The sequence below is a fragment of the Rhizobacter sp. P2_G4 genome, from assembly GCF_056403575.1.
In genome coordinates, this window is the sequence record NZ_JBFUFG010000003.1 from 665,089 (window position 1) to 684,723 (window position 19,635).

The window sequence follows — 19,635 nt, forward strand, 5'->3', positions numbered from 1 at the left end:
TGCCCAAGCACCTTGGCGGGCCTCTCGATTGCTGAGCAGCGTATATCCGTCTGCTACTGCACTAAAGGAGACCCCATGACGCTCACCCGCCTTGTGCTGACATTCGCCTTCACCGGCATCGTCGCCAACCTGTACATCAAGAGCCGGCGCGGCACGGGCTTGCTGTCCGGCCCGTCTGCCGGCGCCACCACCGGTGCCATGCCGGCGCCCGACGACCAACCGTCGTCCGTCGCCAGCCCACGGGCCGACGCACCGGCCAGCACATCGGCAAGCACATCGGCAACGCCTGCCGCCATGATGTCCGGCACCGAATCGCCGAACGCCGCCGAACGCCTGCAAGCCAAGGGCGTTGCCCAAACGACGGGCGACAGCCGAGCCGACAACCAGTTCCAGTCGACCTCGCAAGACAGCCCGTACGCCAGCTCGCCCGGCCTGCCCGACTTCACGCGGGGCGCGTGAGCAAGGCACGACCGGAGCACCGCGCGAAGATCACGCTGAAGTCAAGCAGCAGTTAGGTCGGTCACGTCAGGCGTTGCGGCGCCGTACCCACTGGCTGCCCAGTGCCACGCCGATCGCAAAGCCGGCGTACACGAGCACGAGGCTCGGCTTGGAGAGGCGCCGCTCGAATCCGGGTGTGAAGCGCTTCGGCGTGAGTACGAAGTCGACCGTGGCGGCCGCCGCTGTGGCCACCGCCGCGTCGCGCAGTGCGAGGGTTGCGGTGGGGCGCGGGCGTGCCACGAAGCGCTCGTACAGCACGCCCCACATCAAGGCCGACGCCTGGTGGATCAGCAACCCGAGCGCCGTGTAGCGCAGGCTGTGGCCGTCTTGCCGCAACGCGCGGTCTCCCCACACCCAGTGGCTGGGCGCGTTGAGTGGCGCAAGCGGCTTGCCGATCTCCGAGCGGCCTCTCAGCAGCAGCACCGCAGTCGACAAAAGTCCAGCCAGGTTGCCGGGTAGCAGGCCGTCACGCATCGATTGTTTCCAAGTCTTCATCGTCGAGGCTCCGTCTTCGGGTCGTGAATCTCGGGGCACGTCGCTTGCTCGCTCGCGACATGCAGTTCGTGCCCTGTGATTGGCAAACGCCGTGCCTTCGCCCGGGCGGGGGGCTCGCATGAAGGTGCTTGTCTGCGGCGCCACAGGCTTTATCGGCCGCCACCTGGGCCGCAGCCTGCTGCGCAGCGGCCACATGGTGGTGGCGGTGATGCGGCATCCATCGAACGGGCCGGTTGGCGACTTCGCCAGCCACGCGGTGACGGGGGACTTCAGCCGCGACATGTCGGCCGCCGACTGGTTGCCGCGGCTGACCGGTGTCGACGTGGTGGTCAACGCCGTCGGCATCCTGCGCGAAAGAGGGGCCCAGCGATTCGAGCGTTTGCATGTGCGCGGACCCATCGCGCTGTTCGATGCGTGCGTGCAGGCCGGTGTGCCGCGCGTCGTGCAGATTTCGGCACTGGGTGCCGACGAGCACGCACAAAGCGCCTTCCACCTGAGCAAGCGCGTGGCCGACGAGCACCTGCTGTCATTGCCGCTCGCGGGCACGGTGGTGCAGCCCTCGCTCGTCTACGGGCCGGGCGGCGCCAGCGCAGCGCTCTTCGCGCTGCTGGCCAGCCTGCCGCTGATTCCCTTGCCGGGACGCGGGGACCAGCCGGTGCAGCCTGTGCACATCGATGACGTGGTGCAGGCCCTGCAAGCGCTGATCGAGCGCGAGACGGACGCCGGCCAACGCTTGCCATTGGTCGGCCCGCACCCGTTGGCGCTGCGTGAACTCATCGTGCGGCTGCGCGCCGGCATGCGGCTGCCACCACCGCGCTGGTTCGCGGTTCCGCTGCCGCTGGTGCGAGCTGCCGCGGCTGTCGCCGAGCACGTGTCCGGTCTGCCCTTCGACCGGCAGACGTTGCAGATGCTCGAGCGCGGCAACACCGCACCGGCTGAATCCACGCAGCGCCTGCTGGGCCGGCCTGCTCGACCGGCGGAGTCGTTCATCGACATGGAGCACGCTGCAGGTGCGCGTGTGCAGGCGCGGCTGGCCTGGCTGCTGCCACTGCTGCGGCTGTCCATCGCGCTGGTGTGGATCGTCACCGGGCTGTTGTCGTTCGGCCTCTACCCGGTGCAAGACAGCTATGCATTGCTGGCCCGGCTCGGCATCACCGGCGCACTGGCCCCGTTGATGCTGTACGGCGCCGCAGCGCTCGACCTCGCCCTCGGTGTGGCGACGCTGGTGCTGCGCCGCCGGGTGCTGCTGTGGTGGATGCAGATCGCGCTCATGCTCGGCTACATGGCGCTCATCACCTGGGCGTTACCCGAGTTCTGGCTGCACCCCTTCGGCCCGATCTTGAAGAACCTGCCCATGTTGGCGGCCGTTGCGTTGCTGCTGGCGCTGGAGGAACCGCGATGGAATACCTGATCGTCAAATGGCTGCACATCCTGTCGTCGACATTCCTCTTCGGCACCGGCATCGGCTCGGCCTACTACATGCTCTTCACGAGCCTCGCAGCACGCCGGCGACACGACGACCCGCGGGCGGTGGCGGTGGTGATCGGCTACGTGGTCAAGGCCGACCTGTGGTTCACCACCACGACGATCATCTTCCAGCCGCTCAGCGGCTGGTACCTCGCACACCTGGCGGGCCTGCCGCTCTCCAGCACCTGGATCGTCGCTTCCGTGGTGCTCTACCTGGTGGCCGGAGCGTGCTGGCTGCCGGTGGTGTGGATACAGCTGCGCATGCGCGACATGGCGCGCCAAGCCGAGGCGAGCGGCAGCGTGCTGCCGCCGCTGTACTGGCGCTACCTCACGATCTGGACGCTGCTCGGCATACCCGCCTTCGTCGCGCTGGTCATCGTGTTCTACCTGATGGTTGCCAAGCCGGCCTGAGCCTGCACAGCGCGACATCGCCTGTACTCCTCCAAAAACGGCAAGACCACCAGCACCACAGCAGCCGCAAGCACGGTGCCCCAGGCCCAACCTGGCAGCGGCGGATCGCGCCAGCGCAGGTGCCAGTCGGCCACGCCGTCGCCCAGGCCAGCCGCCGCAAGCACCTGCCCGCGGTGGGCCACGGCGAGCGTGCACACGCCGATCCACGGCAGCGCCAACTGAAGGCTGTGCACCCATTGCTCGTAGGGCGGGATGGTGCGGCGCGTGCTGGCATAGGCCAGGTCCCACCAGGTCGTGAGCTCATGCGCGATGCAGGCGATCAGCAGCCAGGCCAGCAGGCCGGCCGTGGGCTGCAATGCGAGCGCGGCCAAGATGCCGAGCCCCACTTCGGAGAGCATGGCCAGGTGCAGCAGCGCTTCTTTCGGACCTGCGTTGTGCTCGATGCGCTGCACGCGGTGGCAGGCCCAGTCGCCCAGGCCGGCCAGCAGCCACAGCGGCAGCATCACGCGCAGCAGCAGCTGTTCCAGCAGGCGCGCGGTCTCATCCAACGCGTCGTGCCCACGCGGCGGTGAAGGTCACCTCCAGCTCAGCGGTAGCCGGGCCGGCCTGCAGGGTCATGCGTGCGCAGCGAGCTGGGCGCGTCGAGATGTGCGCCTTCGGACACGCCAACGCCCAGCCGGTCCACCAACTCGCCGCCGAGCCAGGCGGTGACGAGGGAGAGCAGGGCGCCGCCGAATGACAGCACGTGCTCCAGCACGGTCGGCGCGTCGGGAGCGTCGCGGCGCATCCACCAGCTTGCTGCAAAAAGCGCCAGCACCACCACGTTGCCGATGGCGTGCATGGCACCCACCGACTTGGCACGCGTGCCTTTGGGGATGCCCAGCCAGTCGATGGTGCCGAAGGGCGCTGCGATCACGCCGGCGATCAACCCACCGGCGATGAGGTAGTACGCGACCACGGCCATCTGTGCGCTGTCGAGGCCGCGGTAGAGCAGGTCGAACACGACCGAGGCGCCGAGCAGGCCGAGGGGGAACACGACCAGCATCTGGTGAATGGGGTGGCCAAGAAGGCGGGCTCTGCTTTCCATGGTGCTTCCTTTCGTCAACGGTGGCGGGCGGGACCGAAGAACTGGCGCGTTTTCAGTGGCATGAATACACGTAGCTTCGAGGTCAGGCAACTCGGCCGCCGACCCATTCAGGCAAGTGGGATGCCAAGCGACAGGGCCCCTGATCGGGGTGGCGTGGGGCGCTTCCTGTTGCGGCGAACGTGGTTATTCGGGAGCCACGATGCCCCAGGTGCGCAACTTGCCCCAATCCCTGCGAACCCTCCTCGAGGACGCAAGGATCCAACATGCTCGCCTTCAACGACCCCCAACTGGAGCCGGACGAGAAGCTCCTCTTGCGCTACCTGCAACTGGACGTCATTGCAGTGCGAAGACTCAGCACCACGCCCTTCGACGTCGAAGTGGATTTCCAGCTGCCCTTCAGTGATGAGCACTTCACCTCGTGGCTGCCGCTCCACTTGCTCTACACCGAATGGCAGCTGCGCCCGGCAGAGATAGCCGCGCTCGCCGAGGACGCCGGCGGCGCCCGGGCCTACAAGTTCCGCAGCAACTGGGCGTATTCGAGCGAACTCACCGACGAAGCCGTGTGGTCCGTTTTTCACGGGCTGCGGGCAACGATACGGGCGCGCTACTTTCCGATGCCGCCGCGGCCGTCCAAGCCGGAGCCCATGCGCTGACGGCTTGGACCAGCCGCCGCCGGAGTGAAGGAATGGCTGCGGCGTCCCCAAAATTGCCGCAAACACGGTAAGGGAGGCGTGCGGTCCGACTCGGCTGACTCAAGCCCCTGCCGCAGCCTCAACGAGCCGCCAGGGCGCGCCGCTCCGCAATCCAGGCATCAATGCGCTTCTCGAGCGCGGCCAGCGGCACGGAACCCGTGCCCAGCACGGCGTCGTGGAAGTCGCGTGCATCGAAGCGGTCTCCCAGCGCAGCGGCTGCGCGAGCGCGCAGTTCGCTGATCTTCATCTGGCCGATCTTGTAGGCCAGTGCCTGGCCCGGCGTGCCGATGTAGCGGTCGATCTCGTTGACGATGTCCTGGTCGGTTTTCGGGCTGTTGTCCTTGAAGAAACGGATCGCCTGCTCGCGGCTCCAGCCCTTGGCGTGGATGCCGGTGTCCACCACCAGGCGCACTGCGCGCCACATCTCGTAGGCCAGCTGGCCGATGCGGTCGTACGGGTCGCCGTACAGACCCATCTCGTAGCCCAACTGCTCGGCGTACAGCGCCCAGCCTTCGCCGTAAGCCACGAAGTACGCGGTGCGGCGGAACATCGGCGAGTCGGGCAGCTCGAGCGCGAAGGCAAACTGCGAGTGGTGGCCAGGCACGGCTTCGTGCAGCGTCAGCGGCACCATCTCCCAGGTGGGCCGGGCCTCGGGCTTGAAGAGGTTGACGTAGTAGTAGCCGGCGCGCGAGCCGTCGGCCGCGCCGCCCTGGTAGTAGGCCGTGGTCGTGTCGGGCGCGATGTTGTCGGGAATCGGGCGCACGCCGTACGGCAGGCGCGGCACCGTGCGGAACACCTTCACCAGCTCGGGGTCGATGCGCTTGGCCAGGTCGCGGTAGGCGGCGAGCAACGCATCGCCGCTCTTGTGGAAGAAGCGCGGGTCGGTGCGCAGGTGGCTGAAGAACTCGGCCATCGTGCCTTGAAAGCCGGTCTGGGCCTTGGCCGCTTCCATCGCGCCGCGCAGCCGCTCCACCTCCTTCAGGCCGATGGCGTGGATGGCGTCTGCATCGAGCGAGGTGGTGGTGTAGTAGCGCGCCAGGAAGTCGTAGTACGCACGGCCATCGGGTGCGTCGGCCGCAGCGATCGAGGTTCGCGTCTTGGGCAGGTACTGCGTGTCGAAATAAGTGGCCAGCTTGCGGTAGGCCGGCACGACGCGCTCGCGGATGGTGCTCTGCGCTTGCGTCGTCAGTGACGCGCGGTCGGCCGCACTCACGGACTCCGGGAACTTCGTGAACGGCCGGTAGAACGGGCTCTTCGTCGCGTCGCTGACCAGCTGCTGCGCAATCTGCGCCGGTACGCGCTGCATCAGCACGCGCGGCGGCACCAGGCCGGCTTTCACGCCTTCTTGCATCAGCGCGATGGTCTGGTCCACCAGCGTGGGAACTGCGGCGATGCGGCGAAGGTAGTTGCGGTAGTCGTCGGCACTCGCAAAGGGCGTGGCCTCGCTCACGCCGTCGGCCGTTTGTACGCCGCCCTGGTGGCCGATGGGTTGCAGGTACTCGCGGAACTTCTGGCGCTCGACGGCGCGCAGAAGCTGCCATTCGAAGGTGTCGTAGTCGAGCTGCTCGGCCGGCGACAGGCGTGCGCGGTCGAAGCTGCGCAGCCGTGCGAGCGCAGCGCGGTCCGCGGCTTCGCGCGCCGCGATGGCCGCGAGGCTCAGGTCGGACCAGCGGTCGTTGAAGCGCGTGTCACCCTGGTAGGTGGCGGTCTCGGGGCTGTCGCGAAGGCTGCGCTCCCATTCGTCGGCAAAGAACCGGCGCAGTGCAGACGGCGCTGCGGTTTCTGCGGCGCCTGCGGTACTCGGCATCCAGACAGCGCAGGTCAGGCAGGCGAAAGCTAGGCCGAGGAATCGTGTGAATGAGGGCACCGAGGGATCGTATCAGCGGCCTTGGTTCAGCCTCAACTCCGTTCGCCCCGAGGTTGTCGAAGGGTGCGCCGTGCACTTTGCTGGCTTCGACAGGCTCAGCCCGAACGGATATCGGGTCGAGCTGAGCATGTCACTGACCAAGACGCGTCTTACACGAAGCGATTGACGACGTTCTCCAGACGCTCCTGCCGGCCAGACTCAGGCTTCGGATCGAAGCCTCGCGTCTGCGCCAGCGCGGCGACCTGTTCGAGGCTCGCACCGCCGAGGATCGTGCTTCCGAGTTCGCCTTTCCACCCCGCATAGCGCGCGGTCCGGGCGCTTTCCAGCGCGGCGGATTCGTACAGCGCCGCCGCACACAGGAAAGCGCGCGCCAGCGTGTCGATGCCGCCGATGTGCCCTTCGTACAGGTCGCCAGCGTCGATGCTCTGGCGGCGAAGCTTGGCGTCGAAGTTCATGCCGCCGCTGCTGAAGCCGCCGCCGCGGATGAGTTCGAGAAGCGCGGGCACCAGTGCGACGTGGTTGTTGGGGAACTGGTCGGTGTCCCAGCCGAGCTGCTCGTCGCCGCGGTTCGCGTCGAGCGAGCCGAAGATGCCGAGCGCGAACGCGGTGGTGACCTCATGCTCGAAGCTGTGGCCCGACAGCGTGGCGTGGTTGACCTCGATATTGACCTTGACCTCGTTCTCCAGCCCGAAGCGCTTGAGGAAGCCGAAGACCGTGGCGGTGTCGTAGTCGTACTGGTGCTTGGTCGGCTCCTTTGGCTTCGGCTCGATCAGGATCGCGCCCTTGAAGCCGATCTTGTGCTTGTGCTCGACCACGCTCGCGAGGAAGCGGCCATACGCATCGAGCTCGTGCTTCATGTCGGTGTTGAGCAAGGTCTCGTAGCCTTCGCGGCCGCCCCACAGCACGTAGTTCTCGCCGCCCAACCGGGCTGTCCACTCGAGCGCGTGCTTCACCTGGGACGCGGCGCAGGCGTAGACCTCGGGGTTTGGGTTGGTGGCGGCACCACCCATGTAGCGTGGGTGCGAGAAGAGGTTCGCGGTGCCCCACAGCAGCTTGACGCCGGTGTCCTGCATCTTCTTGGCAGCGCGCTCCAGCACGGTATCGAGTATCGCGTTGGATTCGCGCAGGCTGGCACCCTCGGGTGCGACGTCACGGTCGTGGAAGGTCCAGTACGGCAGGCCGAGGCGCGAGAAGAAATCGAAGGCCGAATCGAGCTTGAGGTTCGCGGCGGCCACGGGCTCGCCCTGGAACCAGGGCCGGTCGAACAGCTGCGTGCCCAAGGCGAACGGGTCTTCGCCGCGCCAGCAGAACGAATGCCAATAGCAGACAGCAGGGCGAAGGTGCTCGGCGAGCGTCTTGCCCAGGACGACGCGCTTGGCGTCGTACCAGTGGAAGGCGAGCGGGTTGGTGCTTTCAGGCCCTTCGTAGCGGATGGGATCGATGTTGGAAAAAATGGTCATGACTTCTCCTCAGTGGTGAGTTGGCGCAAGGGCGCATACGCCTTGCGAAAGCGATTCAGCCGTTCGGCGAGTGCCGCCGCATTGCTGGCATCGGATGTGAAACTGCGTGCGATCGGTGGCGTGGCATCGGTGAGCTGCACGCCGCGGCCGCGCAATGCCAGGCGCGCTGCGCCGAGTGCGGGGCCGACTTCGGCGCCGCTCGGCCGGTCGATGGTCACGCCGAGCGTGTCGGCCATCAGCTGCAGCCAGACGTCCGAGCGCGCGCCGCCGCCGATGGCGAGCAGCCGCTCGGGCACCGGGCCGGCTTCGCGCAGCGCAGCCACGCCGTCGGCAAACGAGAACGCCACGCCTTCCAGCACCGCGTAGCTCATGTCGTTGCGGTCGGTCGTGTGCGTCATGCCGATGAAGCCGGCTTGCGCACGAGGGTCGGAGTGCGGTGTGCGTTCGCCGGACAGGTAGGGCAAGAACAGCGGTGCGTCGCGCCGCACGGCGCCGGGCTGAAGCGTCTTCAGCAGCGCTTCGGGTGCGCTGTCGTTGATGCCGCACCACCAGCTGAGTGCGCTGCTGGCCGAGAGCATCACCGCCATCTGATGCCACACGCCGGGCAGTGCGTGGCAGAAAGTGTGCACGCCACGATCGGGGTTCGGCTTGGGGCCGTCGGTGGCAACAAAGACCACGCCCGAGGTGCCGAGCGAAACGAAGCCGGTGCCCGGCACGGTAACGCCCACGCCCACCGCCCCGGCCGCGTTGTCGCCCGCACCTGCGGTGACGGCGATGCCGGCCGGCAACTGCCATTGCCGCGTCCACCGCGGCAGCAGCGTGCCGACCTCGTCGCAGCCTTCGTGCAGCTCGGGCATCTGCTCGGCGCGCATGCCGGTGGCGCGAAGCATGGTGTCGCTCCACGCGCGGCGAGCCACGTCGAGCCACAGCGTGCCCGAGGCGTCGGAGCAGTCGCTGCTCATCACGCCGGCGAGCTGGTACACCAGCCAGTCTTTGGGCAGCAGCACCTTCGCGGTCTTCTCGAAGACCTCGGGTTCGTGCTCTTTCACCCACATCAACTTCGGCGCGGTGAACCCGGCCATGGCCTGGTTGGCGGTGATCTGGCGTGTGCGCGGCTCACGCGCTTCGAGTGTGGCGCACTGCGCCTGGCTGCGGCCGTCGTTCCAGAGGATGCAGGGGCGCAGCACGGTTCCTGCGGCGTCGAGCAGCGTGGCGCCGTGCATCTGCCCGGCGACGGCCAGCGCAGTGACCTGCTGCCAGGTGCTGCCGGCCCGCTCGCGCAGCTGGTTCATCGCGTGGTCGGTTGCTGCGAGCCAGGTGGAAGGCGTCTGCTCGCTCCACAGCGGGTGAGGGCGCGAGACGTCGAACGACGCGCCTGCCTCGGCAATGAGCTCGCCGTTTTCGCTCAGCACCACGGCTTTCACAGACGAGGTGCCGAGGTCGATGCCGATGGTGTTCATGGTGAGAACCTCTGTTCGATGCGGGAGACCGGCTTGCCGCCGATGATCATGGCCAGCACCTCGTCTTCAGTGAGATCGGACGTGCGGTAGGTGCCGACGACCTTGCCGTTCTTCATCACGCTCAAGCGGTCTGACAGCTCGAACACGTCAGGCATGTCATGCGTGATGAGGAAGATGCCGACGCCGTCGGCCTTCAGGCGGCGCACGAGCTCGTGGACCATGCGTGTTTCTTCGGGGCCGAGGGCGGCGCAGGGCTCGTCCATGATCAGCACGCGCGCCTTGAAGTACAGCGCACGCGAGATCGCGACGACCTGGCGTTGCCCGCCCGACAGCGAACGCACCGGCTCGCGGATGTTCGTGAAGTTCGGGTTCAGGCGATGGAAGGTCTGGCGCGCAGCATGCTCCATGCTGTCGTCGTCGATGAGGCCGAGGCCTGTCACGAGTTCGCGCCCGAGGAAGAGGTTGGCAACCGCGTCGAGGTTGTCTGCCAGCGCGAGCGTCTGGTAGATGGTCTCGATGCCCAGGGCCTGCGAGTCCGAGGGCGAGGCGATGTGGGCGGCCTTGCCGTCGACCAGCAACTCGCCCCCGTCCATTGCGTGTGCGCCGGCGAGCATCTTCATCAGCGTGGACTTGCCGGCGCCGTTGTGGCCCAGCACCGCCACCACTTCGCCGGGGTGCAGCTGCAGGCTGACGTCGTCGACGGCGCGCACGCCGCCGAAGGTCTTGCATGCGCCGCGGATCTCGATCAATGCACTGCTCATGTCAGCCTCTCGCCACTGAAACGCCGGTAGACGACGTCGAACACGACTGCCACGATCAGCACCTGGCCGATGATCACCATGCGATAGCCGATGCTCACGTCCATCAGCAGCATGCCGCTCTCGAGAAACTGGATCATCAGCGCGCCCAGCACCGAGCCGAGGATGGTGCCGCTGCCGCCCGAAAGTGCCACGCCGCCGATCACCGCGGCGGCGATCACGTAAAGCTCCATGTTGGTTCCGAGCGAGTTGGTGCCGGCGTTGAGGCGCGCCACCGCGACCACCGAGGCCAGCGTCGTCAACGCGCCCAGCAGCAAGAAGAGCTTGATCGTCACGCGCTTGACTGGAATGCCCACCAGGCGCGCGGCCTCCGGGTTGCCGCCGATCGCGAAGACGTAGCGGCCGAAGCGCGTGCGCCGCACGATGAAGCTGACGACGATCACGACGACCGCCCAGATGAGCACCGGCACCGGCACGCCTTGCGCCTCGGGTTTGCCGTTGAGCTGATAGGCATTCATCGTGGCGACGAACGCGAGCACGAGGACCGAGGTGCCGAGCATCAGCGCCACGTCGAAGGCCAGCGGGCGCAGCGGAAACCCATGCTTCACCTTGCGTGCCCGGCGCGCCATGCTCGACCAGATGATCAGCACCGTGAGCGCCGCACCGAGCACCCAGCTCAGCATCGGGCCGAGCGAGCCATCGAGCCCGCCACCCAGCGCCAGGAAGACGGGGTCCGTGACCGGTTGCGTCTTGCCGTCGGCCACCAGAAAGGCGGCGCCGCGGAATGACATCATGCCGCCCAGCGTGACGACGAAGGAGGGCACGCCCACCACGGCGGTGAGCCAGCCTTGGTACAGCGCGATGGCCAGTGCCAGACCCATGCCGGCCAGTGAGGCCGGCACCCAGTGCCAGCCTTTGGAATACATCAGGAACGCGATCAGCACGCCGACGCAACCGAGCACCGAGCCGACCGATAGGTCGATCTGGCGCGCCACGATGATCAGCGTGATGGCAGTGACCACGATGCCGTCGACGGCGGTCTGCTGCGCGATGTTGTAGAGGTTCTCCGGCGAGAGGAAGTTGCCGGTCGCGAGATGAAAAAGGATGGCCATCGTCGCGAGGACGACGGCCATCAAGGTCAAACGCAAGTCAAGAGCGCTGATTTGGAATTTGCTGTTCATGTCAGGCCAGGCAAGCCCGCGGGGGCGGGCTTGCCATCACAAAGTTGAGGACCGAGCGCGCGTTACTTGCAAGCTGCGGGCGCGCTCTCCTTGGTCACGCCCTTGCAGACTTCGTCCTTGGTGATCCAGCCGGCCTTGATGACCACGTCGAGGTTGTCGCGCGTGATGGACACGGGCTTCAGGAACTTCGACTGCATCGGCACCTTCTTCTCGCCTTCGGCCCAGGTGACGGCGCCGTCGACCTTCTTGCCGGCGGCCAGGGCCACTGCGGCTGCAGCGGCTTCTTTGCCCAGCACGCGAGCGTCCTTCCAGACTGAGACGGTCTGCGAGCCGAGCGCCACGCGGTTGAGCGCGGCATGGTCGCCGTCCTGGCCCGAGACCGGCACGCCCTTCAGGCCCTTGCTGGAGAGTGCAGCGATCACGCCGCCGGCGGTGCCGTCGTTCGAGGCGACGACCGCGTCGACCTTGCCGCTGTTGCGCGTCAGGATCTGCTCCATGTTCTTCTGCGCGGTTTCGGGCTTCCAGCCGTCGGTGTACTCCTCGCCGACGACCTTGATGTCACCCTTCTTGATGGCATCGGCCAGCACTTCGCCCTGGCCGTCACGCAGGAAGTTGGCGTTCGGGTCGGTCGGCGAGCCCTTGATGAAGACGTAGTTGCCCTTGGGCTTGACCTTGAACACGCCACGTGCCTGCTCACGGCCGACTTCCTTGTTGTCGAAGGTGATGTAGAACACGCCGGGCTGCTCGATCAGGCGGTCGTAGGCGACGACGGGCAGGTTCTTCGCCTTGGCCTTGGCCAGTGCGGGCACGATCGCGTCCTTGTCCATCGCGAGGATGATCAGCGAGGTCGCGCCCTTGGCGATGAGACCGTCGACGTCGGCGATCTGCTTCTCAGGCGAGCCGCCTGCATCCGCGCTCACGTACTTTGCGCCCAGCTTGCTGAGCTCGGCCTTGATGGCTGCTTCGTCGGTTTTCCAGCGCTCCTCCTGGAAGTTGGACCAGCTGACGCCGACGACGGCTTGTGCAGCAGCGAGTGTGCTGCAGGCACCGATGACTGCGCTGGTCACGATCTTGTATGCGAGTTTCATTGACTTGTCTCCAAATATTGGTGTGTTGGCTTGCGCTTGATGCGCCCCGACGCAGAGCGGTGGTCGGGCGGTGATTTAGAACGCAGTCCGTCTCACTGCGGGTTGATGGGATTGGTGGGATACGTCTTCGAAGTCGTGGCGCGAGGCCGAGGCCACGATCTCCGCAGATTCATCCAGGCGTTGCAGCACGAGCGAGGCGGCGCCGCGTGCCCAGGCTTCGCTGCCTTCGTGGCCGATGACGAGTGAGACCTTGCCTCGGTGGGGCAGGGCCATCGCGTCGTCCATCGCGGCGCGCAGCGGGGCCTCGAAGAGTTCGATCGCGAGCTGGCGGCCGCCGTCGAGGATCACCAGCTGCGGCGCCAGCAGGTTCACCACGTTGCCGATCCAGATGCCGAGCTGTCGCCCTTGGCGCTCGAAGATCTGAAGTGCCTTTGCATTGCCATCGCGGGCGGCGCTGGCGAGCCGGTCGTAGGCGGCCTCGATCTCTTGCGGTGGCATGTCTCCGGCGGGCAGCAGGCCGGCCTCCTGACCTTGCTGCACGATGGCGTAGTGGGCGACGTACGCTTCGAGGCAACCGCGTTTGCCGCAGTGGCACTGGCGTCCGCCGGCTTCGATCTGCATGTGGCCGAGTTCGGCCGCCAGGCCCGCACGGCCGCGGTACAGCTCGCCGTTGATCATCATCCCGAGGCCCAGGCCCTGCTCCAGCGTGACCACTGCCACGTGCGAAAGCCGGGCAGCCTGGCCGAACCACTGCTCGGCGAGCGCGCGGATGTTGGCCTCGTTCTCGATGAAGACCGGCACGCCCAGTTCCTTGGCAATGGCGCCGGACAGGTTGTGAACCGCCGTCGATCCTTCGGTGGCAAACACGGCGGACCAGTGCACCACGTCGCCCAACGAGTCGACGAACCCCGGCAGGGCGATGCCCACGCCGGCCAGCCGCGCGGTGACGGGGGCGCCATCAGCGTCGGCCACGCAGGCGCGCACCTCCTTGACCAGCCGCTTGACGAGGGCCGCCTTCTGCATCGGCGTGACCAGGGGCGCGCTGCGCGTGCGGCGCACCACGCCGGCGAAGTCTGTGAGGGTGACGGTGAGTTGGTACAGCGAGATGTTGACGCCGACGACCCAGACGAAGTCGGGGTTCAGTGCGAGCTCGCGTTCACGGCGGCCGCCGCCATTGGCCGGCCGGGCGCCCACTTCGGTCAGCGCGCCGCTTTCGATCAGGCGCCGCGTGAGCGACGAGACCGCGGGTTGGCTCAAGCCGGTGGTGACGCCGATCTCGGCGCGAGACATCGGAGCGCCATGGCCACGCACGGCATGCAGCACCTGGTACAGGTGCAGCTGCGAGAGGTGACGAGAACTGAGGCGCGCCATGTGGGACAGGTGGGGTCGATGTCTGAAAGTATTTCGCCATTTTATTTCGGCGGAATAAATCACCATCGGGACTTTCCCACCCGGGTCCGTGGAAACCCTCGGGGCACATTGCGGTCGGCTGAATTTGCGAACGGGCTCGCGACTTAGCGTGCTGCTGCCAGCAGTGCGCGCACCTCGTCGTCGCTCGTCTGGGAGAAGTCTTCGTACCAGCGGCCCACGGCCTGGAAGAACTCAGGCGTGCTCGCGCAGACGACTTCGTCGGCCTCGTTGCGCAGGGACTCGCAGACGTCTGCGTCGGCCACCGGAATGGCCGCCACCAGATGCCTGGGCTGCTGCTGGCGGCAGGCGCGGATGGCAGCCCGCATCGTCGAGCCGGTGGCCAGGCCATCGTCGACCAACAGGACGGTACGCGCGTGCAGCGAGGGCATCGGCTTTGCCTCGCGGTACAGGTGTTCGCGCCGCGCCAGTTCCAGCCGTTCCGCTTGCAGCACCGCGTCGATGTCAGCTTGCGAGATGCCCAGCCAGTCGACCACTTCATGGTTCAGCACGCAGACCTCACCGCTGGCGATCGCTCCCATGGCGTATTCCTCGCGACCGGGCACTCCTAGCTTGCGAACGATGAACACGTCCAGCGGCGCGTGCAGCGCCTGCGCCACCTCAAACGCCACCGGCACGCCGCCGCGGGGCAAGGCAAGCACGATCACGTCGGGCCGGTCCTTGAAGTCGACCAGGCGTTGCGCCAGCACCTGGCCCGCATGCCGACGATCGCGATAGACCTGCTTGGCTTTCATCGCTGCAAGACGCTAGACGCCGAGTGTGGTTCCGGGCCTCCCGCTGGGGATTGGGGGTTGTACCTGCTTCAAACAGGGGAGCAAACCACGTTCCCGTACGCACGAGCCTCTTCGTCCACGCGCTATCCTTCTGTTACCAGCAAAGAGGGGGCTCGGACATGTGGTTTGAGATTTACGGCGACTCGCGCGGCCAGTTTCGCTGGCGCCTGTGGGCAGACAACGACGTCGACAAGATCGCCGACAGCGCCAGCGGTTATGACGACCGCGGTGACTGCGAACGCGCGGTCAATATGGTGCAAAGCACCACCCACTTCACGCCGATCGAAGACAAATCGTCGACCGAGCCGCAGGGGTTGTGGGGCCGGGCCAGCACACCGCGTGCGGCCCCGGTGACCGCCGACAGGCGGAAGCTGGCCGACGCGTTGGCGGCACTCGCCCGCCGGAAGTAGCCCGCCGCGGCGGGCGCTGCGATCAGAGCCCTGCCGAGGTCAGCGAGGCGCCGAACTCCTGCGGAGCCTGGAAACCGACCACGCGCGTGCCGGCTTTCTCGCGGCCGGAGCCGTCGAAGAACACGATGCCCGGTGGGCCGAAGAGGCCGAAGCGCTTGAGCAGCGCCTTGTCTTCGTCGCTGTTGGCCGTCACGTCGGCTTGCAGCAGCAGCGCGCCGGCCAGCCGCGACTGCACCGGTGGTTGGTTGAAGGTCAGGTGCTCCATCTCCTTGCAGGCGACGCACCAGTCGGCGTAGAAGTCCAGCATCACCGGCCGTCCGCCGGTGCTGTTCAGCACCGTGTCCAACTCGGCGGTGCTGCGCACGCGGCGAAACGAGGGAGTCTCTGCCGCCTGTGCCGAGCCGCGTGTGCCACCCGCCGTGAAGCCGGCGAGCGGCTGCAGCAGATCCCCGCCGCCGGAGAGCGCGCCGGCCACCTGAGCCACGCCGACCAGGCCCAGCACCAAGGCGAATCCACGCACCAGGCGTTGCGATCCCGATGCTTGTGCCGAGCGCCGGTCGAACAGCCACGCAGCGCCGACCAGGAGCCCGGTGCCGACGATGCCCATCACGACCGCGCCCGGCAGCACCGGCGAGACGATCCACAGCGCCACCGCGAGCAGCAGCACGCCGAACAGGTGCTTCACTCCTTCCATCCACGCACCGGTGCGCGGCAGCAGCGAGCCAGCCGACACGCCGACCAGCAGCAGCGGCACGCTCATGCCGGCGGCGAGGCTGAACAAGGCGAGGCCGCCGATCAACACGTCGCGCGACTGGCTGATGAACACCAGCGCGCCAGCCAGCGGCGCTGCGACGCAGGGGCCGACGATCAGCGCCGACAGGCCGCCCATCGCGAACACGCCGACATGCTGCCCGCCGCGCAGCTTGCCCGCGCCGGCGTTCAGCTTCTCCTGGATCGCGCTCGGCATCTGCAGTTCGTACACGCCGAACATCGAGAGCGACAGCAGCGCCAGCAGCAGTGCAAAGGTGCCCAGCACCCAGGCGTTCTGCAGTGCAGCGGCCAGGCCTTCGCCCGCCAACCCGGCGGCCACGCCGAGCGCGGTGTAGACCAGCGCCATGCCGAGCGAGTACGCGAGCGCGAGGCCGAAGCCGCGGGCGCGCGACACCGGCCCGTTGGTGCCGACGATGATCGACGACAGGATCGGCACCATCGGCAGTACGCAAGGCGTGAACGAGAGCAGCAGACCGGCCACGAGGAACACACCGGCCACCGTCAGCAGGTTGCCCGAGCGCAGCGCCGACTCGACGCGGCCGCTGGCCGAGGGCTCGGTGGCTGCGGGCGTGGCGGGCGTTGATAGCGCTGCCGCCGGGGAGGCAAGAGCCATGGTTGCCGGTGCTGTCGCAGAGGGCAAGCCTTCGGGCATCCAGGTGACCTGGGTCAGCGCGCCGTTCTTCACGCGCGCGGTGATGCCGCCGTCTTGCGGTGGGTAGCACAGGCCCTTGTCGGCACAGCCCTGGTAGCTCAGTGCAACGCCGAAGTCGCGGCTGGCGCTGCGCAAGGGCAGTTGCACGACGACCGCACCGCGAAGCGTCTCGACCGTCTTGCCGAAGGCCTCGTCGAACTCGGGTTGACCACGCGGTAGCACCGGCTCGCCCAGCGTCGCAGCGCCGACGAGCGGCGTGACGATGATGCGGTCGCGGTAGAGGTGGTAGCCCGGTGCGACGTCGAAACGCAGCTCGATGGTCTGCGGGTCACGCACCTGCACGCTGGCGCGGAAAGCCTGCGCCGGCTCGAGGAAGTCATCGGCCGCGAAGGCCGGTGCCGCGAGCAGCGCGACGCAGCAGAGTAGAAAGCGCCGCATCACGATCCGCAACCGATCCGGCTGGTGTGCAGCGCGATGTCGTCGAGCCAGACCGTGTTGCCGTTGCCGCCGTAGGCTTCCCAACCGAGCTTCAGGTCGGTGACCGAGGGCTTCCACGATGGGCGGCTGCCGAGCCATGCCTGGTCCACATCGGCCGTGGGCGTCGAGTCGAGTTGCAGCGCGCTGACGGCGCTGCCGTTGACCCAGGTCTGCATCGTGCCCATGGACGAGTTGAGGCCGAACTCGATGCAGGTCCAGGTGGCCGCCGGAATCTTGGTGCTGAGCGAGATGCCGGTGGGGCTGAGGGACGGCAGTGTCGCGTCGTCCTTCGAGCGGTTCCACATCAGGATGCCGCTCTGGCCGCCCATGCGCAGGTCTTGCGTGCTGCCGTCGACCGATTCGATCGCGTCGTGCATCGACATGATGGTCACGTGCGGGTCGCCCAGCGTCTGGGCGAGGCGGATGTAGAAGCGGCCGTAGACGACCGGGCCCATGGTGGCCACTGTCGGGCTGATGATGAACGCGTGGCCGCAGTAGCTGCTGCCGGGGTCGATGCGCACCGAGCGCGTGCCGCCGTGCGACACCGCGCCGTCGATCGTCGCCTTGCCGCTGCCATCGAAGCAGTTCGGCCCGCCGACGGACCAGCGCGCTGTGTCGGGCACGGCACCCGCCGCGGTCGACTCGAAGTCATCGCACAGCGTCATGTCGCTGCAGGCCACCGTGGCAGGTGCTGGAGCGGGCGAAGGAGCGGGGGCCGGCGTAGGCGATGGAGCCGGAGCCGGAGCGGGCGCCGGTGCGGGAGCAGGGGTCGGCGCCGGTGCCGGTGCGGGCGCTGGCGAAGGAGCCGGCGCTGGCGCTGGCGCAGGGGTGGGGGCCGGTGCGGGTGCAGGGGCTGGTGCGGGAGAAGGCGCGGGCGCGGGCGAGGGGGCTGGTGCCGGTGCAGGAGGCGTGCTCGCAACCGGCCCGAGCGAGGAGCCGCTGTCGCTCCCGCCGTTCCAGGTCGGTTCTGTCGAACTGCCGCCGCAGCCGCTCAACAGCGCTGCAGACACCGCGATGAACAACGGGCCCAGGCCCGCGCCGCGCTTCATGGCTTGACGGTCAGCTTGCCGGTGCCGGCTTGCGCCTGCACCGAGGTCTTAACTGACGTCGCCGGGAGCAGCGCGTACGAATACGGCACCTTCCAGCCCACGTCGTTCGAGAAGCCGCATTGCGACATCACGAGTGCCGAGCCGTTCACGAGTGAACCGGCGTCGGTGATCGCACCCGTCTTGCTCGACGAGCCCGGGTTCTTCAGCACGCTTTGGCAGCCATTGGCGCCTTGAATGTCAAACACGTTGTTCTCCGAAATGATCTTGGCCAGGTAAGCCACACCGATGCTGTAGCCGTGTGGATAGGCTGCATCGGCCTTGCTGCCGAGGTAGAGGTTGTTGTAGACGTGCACCTTGCCGAAGCGCACACGCGGTGCGCGCTCGGTGATGTTGGTGAACAGGTTGTTGTTGAAGGTCACGGTGAGGTGGCCGTTGTCGGTGGTCTTGCTGTCCGACGAGCCGATCAGGTTGTTCTTGTCATGCTGATCGAAGACGTTGTTCGAGATCGTCACGTAGTCCGAACCGTTCTTCACGTCCAGCGAGCCGTCATGGCACTGCTTGCGCTTGCCGTTGACGACCGCCAGCAGGTCGTCTGTGACCGGCGAATCGGTGAACCGGTTGTGGTCGATCCAGACGTGGGTCGAGTCGTCCACCGTGATGCCGTCGAACTCCGAATTCCAGTTGCCACTCGAGCCGTCGTTCGGGTCCCACAGCGGCGATACGTCGCATGGGTCGACGATGGTGAGGTTGCGCACGATCACGTTGTCGACGCCGTTGATCTTGATGTTGGCGTTGACGAAGCCTGCGGTCGCGCCCACACCGATCAGCGTGGTGTTGCTGCCGAGCTTCAGCTCGCCGCGGTTGGCCTGGTCCGAGGTGCTCTTGAACGCGCCGCCGTTGTCGGCGGCTGCCATGTCGATGCGGCCCGTCACCTTGATGATCTTCGGTGTGTCGGAGCCGGCCTTGATGGCTGCGAGCAGCTCGGTGGCGGTGTCGACCCTGTAGACATAGGCAGACGCAGCGGCCGAGCCGCCACGCGTGCCGCCAGACTGGCCGGCCCAACCGGTCGCGGGCGCGATGTCGGTGCTGGCGTCAGCTGAGGGAGCGGGAGCTGGGGCGGGAGCCGGCGCGGGAGCAGGTGCAGGAGCAGGAGCAGGAGCAGGAGCAGGTGCCGGCGCCGGTGCCGGTGCCGGTGCCGGTGCCGGTGCCGGTGCCGGTGCCGGTGCCGGCGTTGGTGCAGGAGCCGGGGCCGGGGCCGGTGCGGCGGTCGGCCCGACTGCACACTTCTTCGCCTTGCCGGGGTACGGGTCGGAGCCGAAGGTCGCGACCGTGCAGGCGAGGTTGCCCGAGAGCTTCTTGGTGACCCACTGGTTCTTGATGCCGAAGGAGACCAAGCGGCTGGTGCTGCCAACCTTGCAGGTCTCGCCTTCGTCGGCGCATTTCGAATAGCCAGCCGGCCAGTCCACGGCGAATGCCGGGGACGAGGCGGTGGCGAAGAGGGCTGCCACGGCGAGCATGGCGGATGTGGGACGGTTCATTGTTCTTCTCTCCTGAAGTTGTGTGTCGATGGCTGTGCGTCTATTGATCTTTTGATCTTTTGATTTTTCTTGG

At 67.3% G+C, this 19,635-nt stretch carries 19 protein-coding genes; 5 read left to right on the forward strand and 14 right to left on the reverse strand.

The window, feature by feature from the left end:
- Positions 1-75 precede the first annotated feature (75 nt).
- Positions 76-459, forward strand: a complete 384-nt coding sequence (locus tag AC1DYS_RS15890) for a hypothetical protein (protein WP_477900757.1) — start codon at positions 76-78, stop codon at positions 457-459.
- 66 nt (positions 460-525) lie between these two features.
- Here the strand turns inward: AC1DYS_RS15890 and AC1DYS_RS15895 are convergent, their stop codons facing one another.
- On the reverse strand, positions 526-993 hold the full coding sequence (locus tag AC1DYS_RS15895; RefSeq protein WP_477900759.1) for a hypothetical protein: 468 nt from the start codon (positions 991-993) through the stop codon (positions 526-528).
- A 118-nt stretch (positions 994-1,111) separates the two neighbouring features.
- Here AC1DYS_RS15895 and AC1DYS_RS15900 point away from each other — a divergent pair, with 118 nt between their 5' ends.
- Both AC1DYS_RS15900 and AC1DYS_RS15905 read left to right on the forward strand, forming a co-directional pair.
- Positions 1,112-2,404: an SDR family oxidoreductase gene (locus AC1DYS_RS15900; RefSeq protein WP_477900761.1), complete on the forward strand. Its 1,293-nt coding sequence runs from the start codon at positions 1,112-1,114 to the stop codon at positions 2,402-2,404.
- Complete coding sequence (locus AC1DYS_RS15905; RefSeq protein WP_477900763.1) at positions 2,392-2,871, forward strand: DUF2269 family protein; 480 nt, start codon at positions 2,392-2,394, stop codon at positions 2,869-2,871. The genes AC1DYS_RS15900 and AC1DYS_RS15905 overlap by 13 nt, the downstream gene beginning before the upstream one ends.
- Here AC1DYS_RS15905 and AC1DYS_RS15910 read toward each other — a convergent pair.
- Positions 2,844-3,419: a diguanylate cyclase gene (locus tag AC1DYS_RS15910; protein WP_477900765.1), complete on the reverse strand. Its 576-nt coding sequence runs from the start codon at positions 3,417-3,419 to the stop codon at positions 2,844-2,846. The genes AC1DYS_RS15905 and AC1DYS_RS15910 overlap by 28 nt on opposite strands.
- A gap of 38 nt (positions 3,420-3,457) precedes the next feature.
- Positions 3,458-3,958 carry a DUF2231 domain-containing protein gene (locus AC1DYS_RS15915; protein ID WP_477900767.1) on the reverse strand — a complete coding sequence of 167 codons (501 nt, stop codon included), beginning with the start codon at positions 3,956-3,958 and terminating at the stop codon, positions 3,458-3,460.
- A gap of 263 nt (positions 3,959-4,221) precedes the next feature.
- Between AC1DYS_RS15915 and AC1DYS_RS15920 the strand changes: the two genes are divergently transcribed.
- The gene (locus AC1DYS_RS15920) at positions 4,222-4,611 is read left to right on the forward strand and encodes a hypothetical protein (protein WP_477900769.1); all 390 of its coding nucleotides are present in this window, start codon (positions 4,222-4,224) and stop codon (positions 4,609-4,611) included.
- Positions 4,612-4,729: 118 nt separating this feature from the next.
- Here AC1DYS_RS15920 and AC1DYS_RS15925 read toward each other — a convergent pair whose 3' ends face one another.
- The 8 genes from AC1DYS_RS15925 to AC1DYS_RS15960 form a co-directional block, all read right to left on the reverse strand.
- Positions 4,730-6,457, reverse strand: a complete 1,728-nt coding sequence (locus AC1DYS_RS15925; RefSeq protein ID WP_477900771.1) for a DUF885 domain-containing protein — start codon at positions 6,455-6,457, stop codon at positions 4,730-4,732.
- 209 nt (positions 6,458-6,666) lie between these two features.
- Positions 6,667-7,977 (reverse strand): xylose isomerase, encoded by a 1,311-nt coding sequence (gene xylA / locus AC1DYS_RS15930; RefSeq protein ID WP_477900773.1) that lies wholly within the window; start codon positions 7,975-7,977, stop codon positions 6,667-6,669.
- Positions 7,974-9,437, reverse strand: a complete 1,464-nt coding sequence (xylB, locus tag AC1DYS_RS15935) for a xylulokinase (RefSeq protein ID WP_477900775.1) — start codon at positions 9,435-9,437, stop codon at positions 7,974-7,976. The genes xylA and xylB overlap by 4 nt, the downstream gene beginning before the upstream one ends.
- Positions 9,434-10,198, reverse strand: coding sequence for an ATP-binding cassette domain-containing protein (locus tag AC1DYS_RS15940; RefSeq protein WP_477900777.1), 765 nt, complete (start codon positions 10,196-10,198; stop codon positions 9,434-9,436). The genes xylB and AC1DYS_RS15940 overlap by 4 nt, the downstream gene beginning before the upstream one ends.
- Positions 10,195-11,328: a sugar ABC transporter permease gene (locus AC1DYS_RS15945; RefSeq protein WP_477900779.1), complete on the reverse strand. Its 1,134-nt coding sequence runs from the start codon at positions 11,326-11,328 to the stop codon at positions 10,195-10,197. The genes AC1DYS_RS15940 and AC1DYS_RS15945 overlap by 4 nt, the downstream gene beginning before the upstream one ends.
- A 110-nt stretch (positions 11,329-11,438) precedes the next feature.
- Positions 11,439-12,464 (reverse strand): D-xylose ABC transporter substrate-binding protein, encoded by a 1,026-nt coding sequence (gene xylF, locus AC1DYS_RS15950; protein WP_477900781.1) that lies wholly within the window; start codon positions 12,462-12,464, stop codon positions 11,439-11,441.
- Between the two features lie 75 nt (positions 12,465-12,539).
- Positions 12,540-13,835, reverse strand: a complete 1,296-nt coding sequence (locus AC1DYS_RS15955; protein WP_477900783.1) for an ROK family transcriptional regulator — start codon at positions 13,833-13,835, stop codon at positions 12,540-12,542.
- 143 nt (positions 13,836-13,978) lie between these two features.
- Positions 13,979-14,626: a phosphoribosyltransferase gene (locus AC1DYS_RS15960; RefSeq protein WP_477900785.1), complete on the reverse strand. Its 648-nt coding sequence runs from the start codon at positions 14,624-14,626 to the stop codon at positions 13,979-13,981.
- 158 nt (positions 14,627-14,784) lie between these two features.
- Between AC1DYS_RS15960 and AC1DYS_RS15965 the strand changes: the two genes are divergently transcribed.
- Positions 14,785-15,075: a YegP family protein gene (locus AC1DYS_RS15965; protein ID WP_477900787.1), complete on the forward strand. Its 291-nt coding sequence runs from the start codon at positions 14,785-14,787 to the stop codon at positions 15,073-15,075.
- Between the two features lie 22 nt (positions 15,076-15,097).
- Here the strand turns inward: AC1DYS_RS15965 and dsbD are convergent, their stop codons facing one another.
- From dsbD to AC1DYS_RS15980, 3 genes are read right to left on the reverse strand one after another with little or no spacing between them, the layout of a single operon-like run.
- On the reverse strand, positions 15,098-16,936 hold the full coding sequence (gene dsbD / locus AC1DYS_RS15970) for a protein-disulfide reductase DsbD (RefSeq protein WP_477900789.1): 1,839 nt from the start codon (positions 16,934-16,936) through the stop codon (positions 15,098-15,100).
- Positions 16,936-18,024 carry a hypothetical protein gene (locus tag AC1DYS_RS15975; RefSeq protein ID WP_477900791.1) on the reverse strand — a complete coding sequence of 363 codons (1,089 nt, stop codon included), beginning with the start codon at positions 18,022-18,024 and terminating at the stop codon, positions 16,936-16,938. Before AC1DYS_RS15975 ends, dsbD begins: the two co-directional genes overlap by 1 nt.
- Positions 18,021-19,562 carry a pectate lyase family protein gene (locus AC1DYS_RS15980; protein ID WP_477900793.1) on the reverse strand — a complete coding sequence of 514 codons (1,542 nt, stop codon included), beginning with the start codon at positions 19,560-19,562 and terminating at the stop codon, positions 18,021-18,023. Before AC1DYS_RS15980 ends, AC1DYS_RS15975 begins: the two co-directional genes overlap by 4 nt.
- Positions 19,563-19,635: the final 73 nt, after the last annotated feature.

Bases quoted from the DNA above. Each gene is read 5' to 3' on its own strand.
- xylF (WP_477900781.1), bottom strand. From the start codon at position 12,464: ATGAAACTCGCATACAAGATCGTGACCAGCGCAGTCATCGGTGCCTGC.
- AC1DYS_RS15915 (WP_477900767.1), bottom strand. From the start codon at position 3,958: ATGGAAAGCAGAGCCCGCCTTCTTGGCCACCCCATTCACCAGATGCTG.
- AC1DYS_RS15980 (WP_477900793.1), bottom strand. From the start codon at position 19,562: ATGAACCGTCCCACATCCGCCATGCTCGCCGTGGCAGCCCTCTTCGCC.
- AC1DYS_RS15890 (WP_477900757.1), top strand. From the start codon at position 76: ATGACGCTCACCCGCCTTGTGCTGACATTCGCCTTCACCGGCATCGTC.
- AC1DYS_RS15940 (WP_477900777.1), bottom strand. From the start codon at position 10,198: ATGAGCAGTGCATTGATCGAGATCCGCGGCGCATGCAAGACCTTCGGC.
- xylB (WP_477900775.1), bottom strand. From the start codon at position 9,437: ATGAACACCATCGGCATCGACCTCGGCACCTCGTCTGTGAAAGCCGTG.
- AC1DYS_RS15920 (WP_477900769.1), top strand. From the start codon at position 4,222: ATGCTCGCCTTCAACGACCCCCAACTGGAGCCGGACGAGAAGCTCCTC.
- AC1DYS_RS15975 (WP_477900791.1), bottom strand. From the start codon at position 18,024: ATGAAGCGCGGCGCGGGCCTGGGCCCGTTGTTCATCGCGGTGTCTGCA.
- AC1DYS_RS15925 (WP_477900771.1), bottom strand. From the start codon at position 6,457: ATGCCGAGTACCGCAGGCGCCGCAGAAACCGCAGCGCCGTCTGCACTG.
- AC1DYS_RS15895 (WP_477900759.1), bottom strand. From the start codon at position 993: ATGAAGACTTGGAAACAATCGATGCGTGACGGCCTGCTACCCGGCAAC.
- xylA (WP_477900773.1), bottom strand. From the start codon at position 7,977: ATGACCATTTTTTCCAACATCGATCCCATCCGCTACGAAGGGCCTGAA.
- AC1DYS_RS15965 (WP_477900787.1), top strand. From the start codon at position 14,785: ATGTGGTTTGAGATTTACGGCGACTCGCGCGGCCAGTTTCGCTGGCGC.
- dsbD (WP_477900789.1), bottom strand. From the start codon at position 16,936: ATGCGGCGCTTTCTACTCTGCTGCGTCGCGCTGCTCGCGGCACCGGCC.
- AC1DYS_RS15900 (WP_477900761.1), top strand. From the start codon at position 1,112: ATGAAGGTGCTTGTCTGCGGCGCCACAGGCTTTATCGGCCGCCACCTG.
- AC1DYS_RS15955 (WP_477900783.1), bottom strand. From the start codon at position 13,835: ATGGCGCGCCTCAGTTCTCGTCACCTCTCGCAGCTGCACCTGTACCAG.
- AC1DYS_RS15945 (WP_477900779.1), bottom strand. From the start codon at position 11,328: ATGGCCGTCGTCCTCGCGACGATGGCCATCCTTTTTCATCTCGCGACC.
- AC1DYS_RS15905 (WP_477900763.1), top strand. From the start codon at position 2,392: ATGGAATACCTGATCGTCAAATGGCTGCACATCCTGTCGTCGACATTC.
- AC1DYS_RS15960 (WP_477900785.1), bottom strand. From the start codon at position 14,626: ATGAAAGCCAAGCAGGTCTATCGCGATCGTCGGCATGCGGGCCAGGTG.